This window comes from Mannheimia granulomatis, assembly GCF_011455695.1.
Taxonomy (GTDB): Bacteria; Pseudomonadota; Gammaproteobacteria; order Enterobacterales; family Pasteurellaceae; genus Mannheimia; species Mannheimia granulomatis_A.
Genome location: NZ_CP015030.1, coordinates 14,148 through 28,787, shown reverse-complemented (window position 1 = coordinate 28,787; position 14,640 = coordinate 14,148). Strand labels below are relative to the sequence as shown.

Genomic DNA, 14,640 nt, shown 5'->3' with positions numbered 1-14,640 from the left:
CAATTTAATTCTGTATAAGAGATGGAACAAGAGCTTTATCCAAAAATAAATTAGCCCTCGGCTAATTCTATCCAACACTCATGGTAATCGCATAATCCGTATTCGGGATGATTAGCAACAGCAAGAAATTGAAAAATAGTATATTGCGGACAATAGCCCATACTACGAGCAAGATTGAATAGTTCACTACTATTCTCTTTCCTGTTATTGCGTTCAAAACGCAATAACCCATTGAGATAAGGCATCGGTTTAATATCAGCGGAACGAAGGATCTTTCCGCAGCTATTCTCCGTTATCATACCTGCCCTCCAATAACTGAGATCATTGGCATGCAGTAAATCCGCCGCCTGCATAGGAACGAGATATTTTCTAACATCATCCATATCCTGCAAATCTACCTTATAAATAGTTGGCATTTGGCGGTAAACCAGAGCTGGTTTCCTCTGTTCCAATATTTTCAAACGTTGCAACGCCTGTTCTTTGAGGTCGATTTTACATAAGGTCTGCTGCAATTTGACAATTTTAGCTTTCAGCTCTGTGCGATTTTTATCCAATAACGATAATAGCTCATCTGTTGTCATGTGTGGCGCTTGTTTGATTTTGTCAATCGGCACATCCATTTCCCTGTAATCCAAAACATCAAGCAAATCTAAAATAGTGAACAACGATACCTGGCGATAATCGTTCTGCTGGTTACGTTCAAATGCTACTATCCCTTCTTTATCCCAATAACGTAAGGTAGAAGCTGGTATTCCCAGTATTTGAGAAACTTCTTTCAAACTCAGCCCACCTTCCAGCCACCGACTCTCTTCTGTTTTTCTTTTCATTATTTAATTTTAAATCTAGCTTAACCTTTAAATATCATTATGTTATTGTTTAAGGGAAAAAATGCAAGGCAAGAAAAAGGGAACGGTCAATAAAAGTAAAAATTTAACAAAAATTGACCGCTTGCGGAGGGAGGAAATTAAAAACTATATAAAAGGCCTAAGCTAGCTTCGCTTTGGTATTTATCATTGGTAATCGGACTATTACGAATAGTTTTGGCAAGTTTATCACTACGAATTGATGCAAATACACTGAGATTTTTAGTGAAATCGTAATTTGCTGTTAATTCAATGTAAGGTTGGATTGAGCTTTTAGGCTTATAGGTTCGAAAACCACTTCGCTGGCTTTCTATTTCCGATACGCCGTAATAGTATCGGTTATATTTAGCGTTAGCATAGGCTAAACCAACTGCCGTTTTAATTGTAAGCTTCGGTGCAATGTCCCAATAAATACCATATTGTGTTGTTGCTAAAATCCCCTTACTTCTGCCTAGAATATCCCAAGACAAAGCATTTTCCAGGCTACCGTAAAGCGAGTGAATATTGTAGACAACATCCGCCATTACTGTTGCTTTTCGATTATTAAGCCTTTTCATACGCTCATCACTACTTTTACTTGCTTTAAAAGAATGAGGCGAATAGGAAGCACCTAAAAGAAGCTCTTGGTTTTGATCTTGCGATTGCCAAAATTTAATACCTGCTCCTAGACCTTGAATATAAAAATGATCATTTTGGTATTGGAGTATCGGAAGTGCATCCTGTTTATTTTTGTAACCTATATAGGGAGTAGTACCAATACTACCACTTACTCCAACAGAAAATATCCCCTCTCCTGCGAAAGCAGTTGAAACAGATAATAACGGAATTAGATATACTGCACATTTTCTCATAGTATTCCTCAATAAACTTAATAATGGATAACCTAATAAGGTACTAGCATAATAAAGGTTAGAGTAGATTTAAGGTCAAGAGAAAATTTTTCTTATAGTTGGAGCTATTATGATGTACGAAATAAACAGCTTATCTTCATTATTGATTTTTCTTGCTACGTTTAGTGATGTAACAATCTTTATCTACTTAGAATTAGCATGGACGTTGAGGCAAAACCATCTCTATGAATAATTATCTACAGCTTTTAAGATGATCCTGTGGTGTATTTATTTGATATGCTCTATTCCAATAAGCTGGTTGATTGTATATCTTTATTTCCCCGAAATTGAGGGAAAAGTCTTATACAACAACCAGCTTTTCTGTTTGTCTTAATAGAGAAATCAAGATTAAATTAAAAAATTAATGCATTTTTACCTCAATCCCTTGTCCAAACTTGCGTTTTTCTAGGGTACGTTTGGTTCGGTCGATAACATCGCCAGCAAGCTGTCCACAAGCGGCGTCAATATCATCGCCTCGGGTTTTACGCACCGTAACGGTAAAGCCATATTCCATTAAGGTTTTTTGGAATCGGTCTGTACGCGAGTTTGAACTCTTGCCATAAGGTGCTTGTGGGAACGGGTTCCAAGGAATAAGGTTAATTTTGCACGGTGTGTTTTTTAGCACCTCAGCAAGCTGGTGGGCATGCTCGGTACTATCATTAACGTGATCTAACATCACATATTCAATCGTTACTTTGCCGTGGTTAGCGTTAGAAACCTCTAGGTATTTATTTACCGATTCCATCAACATTTTGATGTTATATTTTTTATTAATCGGCACTAACACATCACGCAATTCATCGTTCGGGGCGTGAAGCGAAATTGCCAATGCCACATCAATTTGTTCACGCATTTTATCTAATGCCGGTACAACACCCGACGTTGAAAGCGTCACACGGCGTTTGGATAAACCATAGGCGAAATCATCTAACATAATTTCCATTGCTGGAATTACGTTATTCATATTCAGTAATGGCTCTCCCATGCCCATCATTACCACATTGGTGATTGGGCGAACGCCGGTCACACCAAAGTTTCCGATAATTTTAGAAGCACGCCATACCTGCCCGATAATTTCCGCTACACTTAAGTTACGGTTAAAACCTTGTTGAGCCGTTGAGCAGAAAGTACAGGCTAAAGCACAGCCTACTTGTGAAGAGACACATAGAGTTGCACGGTCGTCTTCCGGAATATACACCGTTTCAATTTGTTGATCGCCCACTTGCATTGCCCACTTAATGGTACCATCAGCAGAGCGTTGCTCCACCGCGACTTCAGGGGCCTTAATTTCCGCAATACGTTTTAATTTCTCACGCAATACTTTGTTAATATTGCTCATATTATCGAAATTATCTTCGCCAAAATGGTAAATCCACTTCATTAGCTGATCAGCTCGGAAAGGCTTTTCACCCATTTCTGCAAACAGCTCACGCATTTCTTGGCGGTTAAGGTTTAATAGATTGATTTTTTCTTTTGGTTGCTCTGCAGCAGACACTGCACCCACAATTTGTTCTGACATAAAATTGAAAGCCTCGTTATTACACGTATTACGGCAAAAGGTTAGTTTTGCAATATGATTTTTGAAGTCGGCAATTTTACTGACTCTTTGTTCATTAAGCCAGCAATTTTTAATCGAAATTTTGATATTTACGAAATAAATACTTGACCAGACATATCAACAATAACCTTATGAAAAATAAGACTATTTACATCATTCAAAATAATCTATAGAATAACAAACGATAATTCTCATTCTCAATAACATTAAGGAGGCTGAAAATGAAACTATCACATATTAAAAAAGCATTTGTATTAACTTTTGGTTTAAGTGCAGCTATGGCAATGGCAGAGCCTTTTAAAGTTGTTACAACCTTCACTGTTATTCAAGATATTGCACAAAATGTGGCCGGTGATAAAGCCACAGTTGAATCAATTACCAAACCAGGTGCTGAGATTCACGATTATCAACCTACCCCAAAAGATATTGTTAAAGCTCAGAAAGCCGATTTAGTTTTATGGAACGGTATGAACCTTGAGCGCTGGTTTGAGCGTTTCTTTGAAAACGTGAAAGGCAAACCGGCAGTTGTGGTGACAGAAGGGATTACCCCAATGCCAATCACCGAAGGTGAATATAAAAATCTACCGAATCCGCACGCTTGGATGTCTACCGAAAATGCATTAATTTACATTGAAAATATCCGTGCGGCTTTAGTAAAATACGACCCTAAAAACGCAGACACTTATAATGCCAACGCTAAAGCCTATTCTGAAAAAGTAAAAGGTATTGCCGAACCGCTACGCCAACGTTTAGCCTTTATTCCGGAACAACAACGTTGGTTAGTAACCAGTGAAGGTGCATTTAGTTATTTGGCTAAAGACTACAACCTAAAAGAGCTTTATTTATGGGCAATCAATGCAGAAGAGCAAGGTTCACCAAAACAAGTTAAAAAAGTTATTGATGGTGTAAAAGCAAATAAGATTCCTGTTGTCTTTAGTGAAAGTACGGTTTCAGACAAGCCGGCTAAACAAGTCGCAAAAGAAACCGGTGCATTATATGGTGGCGTAATTTATGTGGATTCACTATCTGAGAAAAATGGCCCTATACCAACTTATTTAGATTTACTTAAAGTGACTATCGGTACTATTGTTGAAGGTTTCGAGCGTAGCAAAAAATAATAAGATTTAACTATGACAACTGTTTCAGCCTCCATTTCTGTCGAAAATTTATCTGTCCGTTATAATAACGGGCATCTCGCTTTACAAGATGTATCATTTCATCTTGAAAACGGCACAATTTGTGCATTAATCGGCGTAAATGGAGGGGGGAAATCGACTCTTTTCAAAAGTTTAATGGGACTGGTTAAACCTCTAACCGGCTCAATTAAACTTGGACAATTACCTATTTCTCAAGCACTCAAGCAAAACTTGGTCTCTTATGTGCCACAAAGTGAAGAAGTGGACTGGCAATTCCCGGTTTCCGTTTATGATGTGGTGATGATGGGGCGGTACGGCTATATGAATTTCTTACGCCGCCCAAGCCAAACGGATAAGCTGAAAGTGGAACAAGCAATGCAGCGTGTAGATGTTTTGCATCTTAAAAGCCGACAAATTGGGGAGCTTTCCGGTGGGCAGAAAAAGCGTGTGTTTTTAGCCCGAGCATTAGCTCAAGAGAGTAAAATCATCTTATTAGATGAACCCTTTACCGGTGTGGATGTTAAGACAGAAAATGCAATTGTAGAGCTACTTAGGCAACTTAAAAATGAGGGACATTTGATTTTAGTTTCTACCCATAATCTTGCCAGCGTGCCGAGTTTTTGCGATCAGATTTTAATGATCAATCGTACACTAAGGGCTGCCGGTAAAACGGAAGAAACCTTTAATAATCAAAATTTAGAAAGGGTATTTGGCGGTTTACTGCATTATCAGAAAGAAGTAAACAGCTAAAAATATAGAGAGGGAATTTAAACATTCCCTCTTTTTTTTAGGCTTTTAATTTGGAATATGCAAAACTTAACAAAAATATGACCGCTTGTAACAAGATAATCGTTGGGCCAGAGGCGGAATCAATATGATAGCTAAGCAACGTGCCGACCACAGAAGAGCTAATTGCAACAGCCAATGCAATAAATAACATCCGATCAAAGCGAGTTGTGAGCAAATAGGCAGTAATTCCTGGTGTAATCAGCATTGCTACCACCAAAATCACACCAACTACTTGCATTGCACTGATAATTGTCAAGGCAAGTAATGATAGCAATCCATAATGCAGCAGCTTAACAGGTAACCCTACTACCCTTGCCTGATTCATATCAAAGCAATAGAGTAGGAAATCTTTACGTTTTAACAAAATAACAAGCAAAGTAAATAGACTGATACATAAAGTTTGTATTAAATCACTCTGGCTCACACCTAATAAATTTCCAAATAGAATATGTGTTAAATGCTCTCCAGTATTAAAGGCTGTAAACAGAATAATGCCTAAAGCAAACATACCTGAAAACACGATACCCATAACTGTATCTTCTTTTAATCGGCTATTTTCCTTTAAATAACCTACCGATAACGCACAAAATAATCCAGAAAAAAATGCACCGAAAGATAAAGGTAAGCCAATCAATGATGAAACCACTACTCCTGGCAATACTGCATGGGAAATAGCATCCCCCATCAAAGACCAGCTTTTTAACACCAAATAACAAGACAAAACTGCACTCACGCTTGCTACTAAAATGGCGGTGAGCAAGGCAGTTTGCATAAAATCAAACTGCAGCGGTTCTAAAATCCACTCAAGCATGCTCACAAGCTCCTTTTATTTTACTTTTTTGGTTTATCAACCCATATTTCGGTGCAAAGTAAAAAACAAAAAGAAAAATAATAGTTTGCAAACAGACGATCACTGCACCTGTTGCACCATCTAGAAAATAACTCAAATAGGCCCCACCCCCCGAAGTTAAACTACCGATACACATTGCAATCAACACTAAACGCGGAAAATGGTCAGTCAATAAATATGCCGTTGCTCCCGGGGTGACAACCATCGCAATCACTAAAATTGCGCCAACAGTTTGTAATGCCACCACAACACAAGCACTTAATAACGTAAAAAAAATGATTTTATAACGTAATGGTGAAAGCCCAACAGACAGGGCGTGATGCTCATCAAAGAACACCAGCAACAGTCCTTTCCAGAACACTGCCAATCCCCCTAATGAAAGGGCAATAATCAGTACCACCTGCCATAAATCCTCATCAGCAATACCTAAAATATTCCCCATGACGATAGAATTAACATCCACTGCGGTTGGATTTAAGGAGACTATAAACATCCCCAAAGCAAAAAAAGTAGTAAAAATAAAACCAATTACCGCATCTTCTTTGATTTTAGTTAGGCTTTTCACCCAAATAATAGATAAAGCAGCCAAAATGCCGGAAAAGAATGCTCCAAAGGCATAAGGTAATTTTAACGCATAAGCAATAGCAACACCCGGCACGACAGCATGCGATAAAGCATCACCAATTAAAGACCATCCCTTTAACATTAAGAAGGCAGAAAGAAAAGCGCAAACCAAACCGACGCCCATACTGACAAAAATCGCTTTTTGCATATAGTTGTAAGTGAAAGGTTCTAATAAAATTTCAAGCATAATATTTAGACCTTATTGAGAATAATTCTTATCTTAACACAAAACCATAAAAATTATAAGGTAATTTATTCTTTATTTTTTATTTAATTCGAATTCAAACAGATAAGGATCCTCGTAACGATAAACAAAACCAAGCTCATCACAAATTTTTTTCGCCTTAACCGTTCTTACAAGCGGTTGATTTTCATCGGAAAAATGCAAATCAGCCAAACCAAAACGTGTTGCCATTTCACTATAATACGCTTGACGGCTAGGATGTTTAGGCGAACACAAATGGAAAATTCTCTGCCCATTTGGCTTGGATAAAAGCAAAGAAATCGCTGATAAACAATCATCTAAATGTACTAAATTTACCGGCTGTCCAGCTTCTTTCAGATTAGTTTTCCCTGCCAGATAAAAAACAGGATGACGTTGTTTGCCCACTAACCCGGCTAATCGCAAAATATCGCAATTAATCTCCTGGTTTAACAACCACTTTTCAACTCGAGCAAGCAATGAATTAGGATCGATTACAGTATTTTCATCAAAATCCCCTTGCAACATGGGTAACACAGAAGTCGAGCTGATAAAAATCAGATGATTTAACCCCTTAGCAATTGAAAGAGATGTAAGTTTCTGAATACCTGAAAGGTAATCATCTTCATTAGATATCGAGGGTGGCAAAGCTATTACCATCGCCTCTGCCGCCAAAATACGTTCAATTTCAGGTGGAATCGCAAGATGATTAAAATCCAGCGGATAGCACTCAATCGGCAGATCACCCATTGTACGTTTTGTACCAGCAACTATCCAGCCATCACGTTGTAATTTCTGAGCAAGTGGAAAACCAAGCCAACCTAAGCCAATGATAGTGATTTTTTTCATAATTTCCTGCTGTATTCATACTTGATTCGCTTAGAAATATATCACAGACTTATTCACGACAATAAGTAATTTCAGATATAAAAAAAGCACCCTGTGGTGCTATCTACTTTTGAGATTGGAGCGGGAAACGAGGCTCGAACTCGCGACCCCGACCTTGGCAAGGTCGTGCTCTACCAACTGAGCTATTCCCGCATATTTGGTATATTATCGAAATGGTGCCCGAGGCCAGACTTGAACTGGCACGCCCCGAAAGGCGAGGGATTTTAAATCCCTTGTGTCTACCGATTCCGCCACTCGGGCTTCGATAATTTTTGATTTTAAAATTTGTATTTTTCTAAATGGTGCCCGAGGCCAGACTTGAACTGGCACGCCCCGAAAGGCGAGGGATTTTAAATCCCTTGCGTCTACCGATTCCGCCACTCGGGCGACACGATGTAGAAAAATTGGAGCGGGAAACGAGGCTCGAACTCGCGACCCCGACCTTGGCAAGGTCGTGCTCTACCAACTGAGCTATTCCCGCATATTTTAAATTGTTGATTTCTAAATGGTGCCCGAGGCCAGACTTGAACTGGCACGCCCCGAAAGGCGAGGGATTTTAAATCCCTTGCGTCTACCGATTCCGCCACTCGGGCAGCACGATATAGAAATTGGAGCGGGAAACGAGGCTCGAACTCGCGACCCCGACCTTGGCAAGGTCGTGCTCTACCAACTGAGCTATTCCCGCATTTAAAAACGCTACGAAGCTCGTAGCGTTTCAACAGGTGCATATTCTATGGATTTCCGTTTCAATGTCAAATAAATTTCGCAGAAATCCGCTAAAAATAAATCGAATGGCGAAAAATAAGGCTTTTTTGCAAATTTTTGCACAAATTTGACCGCTTGCTATTTTGCTCAGGTGTTAAAATTGATGCTCGGCAAAACCTTTAGCAATCCCCACAACCACATTCGCCGCTTTTTCCATAGTATCGACCGAAATAAACTCAAAACGCCCGTGGAAATTTTCGCCGCCAGTGAATAAATTCGGGCAAGGCAAGCCCATAAATGAGAGGCGTGAGCCGTCTGTGCCGCCGCGGATCGGTTCTAAATTCGGCTCAATCCCCTGTTCACGCATCACCTTTTCGGCAATCTCAACCAAATAGCCGTAATCCGCCAGCACTTCCTGCATATTGCGATATTGCTCGACAATCTCGACTTTTCCGCAATTTTCGCCGTAAATTCGCTGCATTTCGCTCATCGTTTGCGTTAGATAGCCGCCAAATTTTGCTAATTCTTCACGACAGAAGCTACGCAGAATATAGTGAATTTCGGCTTTATCAATCCCGCCTTCAATACCGTGCAACATAATAAAGCCCTCACTCCCTTCGCTGGTCGCAGGGGTTAAATGTGGCGGTAGTCGGTGCTGAAATTCACAGGCTCGCTCTAAGGCGTTGATCATTTTGTCTTTTGCGGTGCCGGGGTGAACACTACGCCCATAAAACGTAACCGTTGCAGCATCGGCGTTGAAATTCTCATATTGCAGCTCGCCAAGTGGGCCTCCATCGAGCGTGAACGCCACATCGGCACCAAAGGCTTTGACACCAAAATGATCGGCACCACGCCCGATCTCTTCATCGGTAGTAAAGCCTACTCGGATTTTGCCGTGCGGAATGTGCGGGTTGGCTTGCAAGTATTCGATTGCCGAGAGAATAATCGCAATGCCCGACTTGTCGTCTGCACCAAGCAGGCTTGTGCCGTCGGTCGTGACCAGCGTGTCTCCAATCAGTTTGTTTAAGTTTGGGAAATCTTTTGGTGAAAGGCGATCAACACTCCCTTTTAACAGAATATCGCCACCTTCATAGCGTTCAATAACTTGTGGCTTCACATTTTCACCGTTGAAATCAGGCGAGGTATCGACGTGAGCAATCAAGCCCAGCACAGGGATAGCCTTATCAGTGTTTGCTGGAAGCGTGGCAAACAGATAGCCGTTTGGGTCGAGATAAATCTCGGTCAATCCCATTTGGCTCACTTCATCACGCAATAAATGGAGTAAATCCCACTGCTGTGGCGAGCTTGGCACACTGTTACTTTTCGGGTCGGAGGTGGTGTGGATTTGGGTGTAGCGCAGGAGGCGGTTGAGTAGAGCTTGTTTCATATCGTGTCCTTAATCATAAAATTTGCAATATTTTAGCCGAAATCGACCGCTTGTTACCAACTAATGGTAGGTTTTCGTTTCCGCTCGATACTATTAAATAAAAAACGATTTTTACGACAGAGATCGCAAAAATCGTTTTATATGATACCAAGTTGTTTGTTATGCACTTTTCATTGAAGATACAAGAGCGTTCAATGTCTCTATTTGTGCCTTTTGCATTTCAATAATCTCCGCTTGATGGGAAATTGTCTGTTTTAGTTTGGTAATCTCCGAGACTAAATTTTCCGAAGTTGGATTAATGATATTGATACTATGATTATTTCCACTTTCTTGAAAATAAACCACATTTTTCTCGCCCAATGTCATCAATTCCAACATATCATAATTCAATACCTCGCAAATTTGGCGAAGGCGAGAAATATTAAGCTGAGTTTCCCCTCTCTCAATTTTGGAATAACCGTGTACGGAAAGTCCTACTCTTTCAGCCATTTCTTCCTGCGACCAACCTCTCGCTTCACGCAAAAAACGGATTTTTTCATTCACATTCATTTTAATCTCCATAAATTCGGTAGAAATGTTCACTTTGGGTTGATTGTAGAGTATTAAACGATAATGACATAATAAATTTAACATCATTTTAAGGAAAATTATGTCTCGCAGTTACTTATTCTATTTTAGCCTATTAATAACTCCCTTTACATACTCTAATGAAGAAATTGATGAGGCACTCAAGCTAGATCCTCGTGTACAACAATTTGCTGAAGATTTGATGCACAAACAATACTCCTATGAAGATGCTTTTGAATTTGCAGTTTCACAAGCTAAACAGTGTCTTTATGGGAAAGCCGCTCCAAATAGTAGGATCTGTCAATCCTATGGTTTTTGGAAAATTCATCTACGTCAATAATTAGGAGAAAATCCGTGAAAAAAACTCTTTTAGCCTTATCAATCTTATTCATTTCTTATTCTGCACTCGCAGCTAAATGTGCTGATTTTGCAACACAAGCACAGGCACAATCTTATATGCATCAATATGGTGCATATAATTTAGACAGAGATCGTGATGGCATTGCCTGTGAACATCTACCACGTCGCTAAAATATCAATATATCTATTGAGCTATTTCTAAAGGCAGATGAACTCTGCCTTTTTCTATTCAGCCATAATCTGTTTTAGCAAATTCTCGACAAATTCCAACCGCTTGCTGTTTTCTTCAAGTGGCAGGCGGAACTTGAATTTCACCGCCCCTTCAAAGCTGTATACCGCCGGTTGTTTTTGGATAAGCTGGATAAACTTCATCGGGTCGGGCTGGGCGGTTGGTTTGAACTCCAAATAACCGCCGTGGATGCCGGCGTCGATTTTCTTCAAGCCGAGCGGTTGTGCAGTAAGGCGAAGTTGGGTAATTGCAAACAGGTTTTTGGTGGCTTCCGGCAGTAGGCCGAAGCGGTCGATTAGCTCAATTTTGAGATCTTTGAGCTGTTCATCGCTCTCGGCGCTTGCGATCCGTTTGTAGAACGAGAGGCGCATATTCACATCTGGTAGGTAGTCGTCCGGAATTAATGCCGGCACTCGCAACTCAATCTCCACTTGGTTTTGGGTGATTTCTTCTAAGGTTGGCTCACGCCCTTCCTGTAAGGCTTTGACTGCATTTTCGAGCAAGTCCATATAGAGCGAGAAGCCGATACTCTCAATCTGTCCACTCTGTTCCGAGCCGAGCAGTTCGCCTGCCCCACGGATTTCTAAATCGTGGGTCGCAAGGGCGAAGCCTGCCCCAAGATTGTCGATGGTACTCATCGCTTCCAAACGTTGCTCGGCATCTTTGGTGAGTGTTTTCGGGTGTGGCGTGAGCATATAGGCGTAGGCTTGGTGGTGTGAGCGCCCCACACGCCCACGCAGTTGGTGGAGCTGTGCCAAACCGAATTTGTCCGCTCGCTCGATGATAATCGTGTTGGCGGTCGGCACGTCAATCCCCGTTTCGATAATGGTCGAGCAGACCAGCAGGTTAAAGCGTTGATGATAAAAATCGCTCATTACTCGCTCTAACTCACGCTCACGCATCTGTCCGTGTCCGATTACGACACGAGCCTCAGGCACAAGTTGGCTGAGTTTTTCGGCACAGTTTTCAATGGTGGCGACATCGTTATGCAGGTAGTAAACCTGTCCGCCACGCAGAATTTCACGCAAAATCGCTTCTCGAATCACCGCTTCATCGCTTTGTCGCACAAAGGTCTTGATAGACAGGCGGCGAGCCGGCGGGCTGGCGATAATCGAGAGATCACGCATACCGTTCAACGCCATATTGAGCGTTCTCGGAATCGGCGTGGCGGTGAGCGTGAGAATATCGACATTGGCACGCAGTTGCTTGATTTTCTCTTTTTGACGCACGCCGAAACGGTGTTCTTCATCAATCACCAGCAAGCCGAGATCACGGAAAGCGACATCGTCCTGCAACAGCTTGTGCGTGCCGACCAAAATATCGACTTTGCCTTCGGCGACTTTTTCCAAAATCGCTTTCTGCTCTTTGGCCGTTTTAAAACGGGAAAGTACCTCGACATTGACGGGATAATTGGCGAAACGGTCTTTAAAATTCTCGAAATGTTGCTGGGCGAGCAAGGTGGTCGGCGCGAGAATCGCAACCTGTTTGTGGTTCATCACCGCCAAGAAAGTCGCTCGAATCGCCACTTCGGTTTTACCGAAACCGACATCGCCACACACCAGTCTGTCCATCGCTTTGGCTTGGCACATATCGCTGATGACGGCGTTGATCGCCATTTTCTGATCGTCCGTCTCTTCGTAAAGGAAAGTGGCACTGAAACGGTCGAACTCCGCTTTGTCGTAAGCAAAAGCGAAGCCCGTTTGGCTCTCCCGCTTGGCATACACATCGAGCAACTCCGCCGCCACATCACGGATTTTCTCCGCCGCTTTTTGGCGGGTTTTCGCCCACGCCTCCGAGCCGAGCTTGTGTAACGGGGCAGTCTCGTCCGCACCGCCGATATAACGGCTGATTAAATGCAGCGAAGCAACAGGCACATAGAGTTTGGCATCATTGGCATAATGCAACACCAAGTATTCTGCTTTCATTCCGCCGGCATCGAGTACCGTCAAACCGCCATAACGCCCCACACCGTTTTCCAAATGCACCACCGCTTGCCCGATTTTGAGTTCGGCAAGATTGCGGATCAGCGTATCGGGATTGACGGTTTTACGGTTTTTCTCGCTGCGTTTTTGCTGGACTTTTTCACCTAACAAATCGGTTTCGCAAATGATTGCTAAATTTCGACCGCTTGTTTCAATCACAAAACCTTGATCTAAATTGGAAATCATCAACGTAAGCGGTGCAATTTCATCGGAAATTTGCAAAATCTGCTTCGGCTTCACGCCCAACGGAGCAAGCAAATCCAACAAGGTTTCACGCCGCCCTTCACTCTCCACCGAAAACAGAATATCGCCCTTGAATGCTTGGCGGAACTGTTGGAAAGCGGCAAACGGCTCTTTTGCTCCGGATTGAATGGCAAGATCAGGTAAATTCGCCACATTTGCATTCATTTTCGCTGCCGATTTACGAATTTTCTCTGCGGTTATTGTCAAACGAGGGTAGCCTTTCAGCCAGCGGTTCACTTCATCAATCGCAAACCAGAGATCACTAGGTGGCAGGAGCGGACGCATCGGATCAACTCGGCGGCTTTCATAGCGGTTTTGTGTATCTTGTTGAAATTGCTCAGCTTTTTGTTGAATATCGGCGTAAGTAATAAACAGCGTATTCGGAGTGAGGTAGTCAAACAGGCTCGCCATTTCCGCAAAGAATAACGGCTGCCAATACTCAATCCCTGCATTCAAAATGCCCTTGCTGACCTGCTGATAAATATGCTCCGGCTCACGGCGGATTTCACCGAACGTTTCACGGAATTTGCTGCGAAAATGCTCGATACCAACACTATCTGTCGGGAACTCGTGTGCCGGCAGTAAGTTGATTTCAGCAATTTCCGCTTTAGTACGTTGGCTATCCACATCAAAAGTGCGGATCGTGTCGATTTCATCATCAAAGAAATCCAAGCGGAACGGCTCGTCTGCCCCCATTGGGTACAAATCCAAAATTGCCCCACGCACCGCATATTCACCATATTCCAGCACCTGATCGACCGCCCGATAACCGGCATTTTCTAACTGCAAACGGAGATTTTGAATTGAAAAACGGTCGCCTTTTTTAATCAGCAACACATTGTTGGCAAGATAGCTCGGCGGACAGACCTTCTGCATTAAGGTATTGATTGGCAACAGAAAAATCTGCTTACGCCCCTGTTGCAGTTCGAATAGAGCAGAAAGTCGGGCGGAAATAATATCTTGATGCGGCGAGAAATTATCGTACGGAAGCGTTTCCCAATCAGGGAAAAGCTGCACCGGCAAATTCGCAAATTGCGGCAACGATTTTTCCAGCCGTAATGCCGTGCGAGTGTCGGGAGTCACCACCACCGTCAAACCGTGAAACTGTTGGGCGGCTTGGCTGATGGCAAGCACATCGGAGTGTCCGACAAGGTTGCCGAGGGTTTGGTGATCTTGGAATTGTGTGCCAACTTGTGGCAAGTGCATATTTAATAAGGACATACAAGCGGTTATTTTTAACTAAAATTTTGCAAATTATGCTTAGTTTACTAAAGCAAACCTTATTGTGCAAAATTAGCTGAGAAATTGCTGCATTCAGATCCATTCAGAAAAAATTCTGATAGAATAACTCCCCTTTTAATTTAACT

Annotated in this window: 13 protein-coding genes and 6 tRNA genes; 4 read left to right on the top strand and 15 right to left on the bottom strand. The window is 42.0% G+C overall.

Annotated elements, in window-relative coordinates; genetic code table 11:
* Window positions 1–50: 50 nt before the first annotated feature.
* From A4G16_RS00155 to A4G16_RS00145, 3 genes are all read right to left on the bottom strand, one after another.
* Window positions 51–827, bottom strand: a complete 777-nt coding sequence (locus A4G16_RS00155; RefSeq protein WP_165888174.1) for a MerR family transcriptional regulator — start codon at window positions 825–827, stop codon at window positions 51–53.
* Between the two features lie 137 nt (window positions 828–964).
* On the bottom strand, window positions 965–1,714 hold the full coding sequence (locus A4G16_RS00150) for a MipA/OmpV family protein (protein ID WP_165888173.1): 750 nt from the start codon (window positions 1,712–1,714) through the stop codon (window positions 965–967).
* A 400-nt stretch (window positions 1,715–2,114) separates the two neighbouring features.
* Window positions 2,115–3,272, bottom strand: a complete 1,158-nt coding sequence (locus tag A4G16_RS00145) for a bifunctional tRNA (adenosine(37)-C2)-methyltransferase TrmG/ribosomal RNA large subunit methyltransferase RlmN (RefSeq protein WP_165888172.1) — start codon at window positions 3,270–3,272, stop codon at window positions 2,115–2,117.
* A gap of 260 nt (window positions 3,273–3,532) precedes the next feature.
* Here A4G16_RS00145 and A4G16_RS00140 point away from each other — a divergent pair, with 260 nt between their 5' ends.
* Both A4G16_RS00140 and A4G16_RS00135 read left to right on the top strand, forming a co-directional pair.
* Window positions 3,533–4,429: a metal ABC transporter substrate-binding protein gene (locus A4G16_RS00140; protein ID WP_165888171.1), complete on the top strand. Its 897-nt coding sequence runs from the start codon at window positions 3,533–3,535 to the stop codon at window positions 4,427–4,429.
* Between the two features lie 12 nt (window positions 4,430–4,441).
* The gene (locus A4G16_RS00135) at window positions 4,442–5,197 is read left to right on the top strand and encodes a metal ABC transporter ATP-binding protein (protein ID WP_165888170.1); all 756 of its coding nucleotides are present in this window, start codon (window positions 4,442–4,444) and stop codon (window positions 5,195–5,197) included.
* A gap of 37 nt (window positions 5,198–5,234) precedes the next feature.
* On the opposite strand, the gene A4G16_RS00130 is transcribed toward A4G16_RS00135, so the two are convergent.
* The 11 genes from A4G16_RS00130 to A4G16_RS00080 form a co-directional block, all read right to left on the bottom strand.
* Entirely contained in the window at window positions 5,235–6,047 is an 813-nt protein-coding gene (locus A4G16_RS00130) for a metal ABC transporter permease (RefSeq protein ID WP_165888169.1), read from the bottom strand.
* A complete protein-coding gene (locus A4G16_RS00125) occupies window positions 6,040–6,897 on the bottom strand; it encodes a metal ABC transporter permease (protein WP_165888168.1) in 858 nt (285 codons plus the stop codon). Before A4G16_RS00125 ends, A4G16_RS00130 begins: the two co-directional genes overlap by 8 nt.
* 72 nt (window positions 6,898–6,969) lie before the next feature.
* Window positions 6,970–7,761: a GDP-L-fucose synthase gene (locus A4G16_RS00120; RefSeq protein ID WP_237052374.1), complete on the bottom strand. Its 792-nt coding sequence runs from the start codon at window positions 7,759–7,761 to the stop codon at window positions 6,970–6,972.
* Between the two features lie 116 nt (window positions 7,762–7,877).
* Window positions 7,878–7,953: transfer RNA gene (locus A4G16_RS00115), tRNA-Gly, on the bottom strand.
* 21 nt (window positions 7,954–7,974) lie between these two features.
* Window positions 7,975–8,061, bottom strand: a tRNA-Leu gene (locus tag A4G16_RS00110).
* A gap of 39 nt (window positions 8,062–8,100) precedes the next feature.
* A tRNA-Leu gene (locus A4G16_RS00105) sits at window positions 8,101–8,187 on the bottom strand.
* Between the two features lie 18 nt (window positions 8,188–8,205).
* A tRNA-Gly gene (locus A4G16_RS00100) sits at window positions 8,206–8,281 on the bottom strand.
* Between the two features lie 25 nt (window positions 8,282–8,306).
* A tRNA-Leu gene (locus tag A4G16_RS00095) sits at window positions 8,307–8,393 on the bottom strand.
* Between the two features lie 16 nt (window positions 8,394–8,409).
* A tRNA-Gly gene (locus A4G16_RS00090) sits at window positions 8,410–8,485 on the bottom strand.
* Window positions 8,486–8,659: 174 nt separating this feature from the next.
* A complete protein-coding gene (gene pepT / locus A4G16_RS00085; RefSeq protein ID WP_165888167.1) occupies window positions 8,660–9,892 on the bottom strand; it encodes a peptidase T in 1,233 nt (410 codons plus the stop codon).
* A 159-nt stretch (window positions 9,893–10,051) separates the two neighbouring features.
* Entirely contained in the window at window positions 10,052–10,528 is a 477-nt protein-coding gene (locus A4G16_RS00080; RefSeq protein ID WP_165888166.1) for a helix-turn-helix domain-containing protein, read from the bottom strand.
* Between the two features lie 13 nt (window positions 10,529–10,541).
* On the opposite strand from A4G16_RS00080, the gene A4G16_RS00075 reads away from it, so the two are divergent.
* Window positions 10,542–10,799, top strand: a complete 258-nt coding sequence (locus tag A4G16_RS00075; RefSeq protein WP_165888165.1) for a hypothetical protein — start codon at window positions 10,542–10,544, stop codon at window positions 10,797–10,799.
* Between the two features lie 14 nt (window positions 10,800–10,813).
* Complete coding sequence (locus tag A4G16_RS00070) at window positions 10,814–10,990, top strand: excalibur calcium-binding domain-containing protein (RefSeq protein WP_165888164.1); 177 nt, start codon at window positions 10,814–10,816, stop codon at window positions 10,988–10,990.
* Window positions 10,991–11,044: 54 nt separating this feature from the next.
* On the opposite strand, the gene mfd is transcribed toward A4G16_RS00070, so the two are convergent.
* Window positions 11,045–14,494: a transcription-repair coupling factor gene (gene mfd / locus A4G16_RS00065; RefSeq protein ID WP_165888163.1), complete on the bottom strand. Its 3,450-nt coding sequence runs from the start codon at window positions 14,492–14,494 to the stop codon at window positions 11,045–11,047.
* Window positions 14,495–14,640 lie beyond the last annotated feature (146 nt).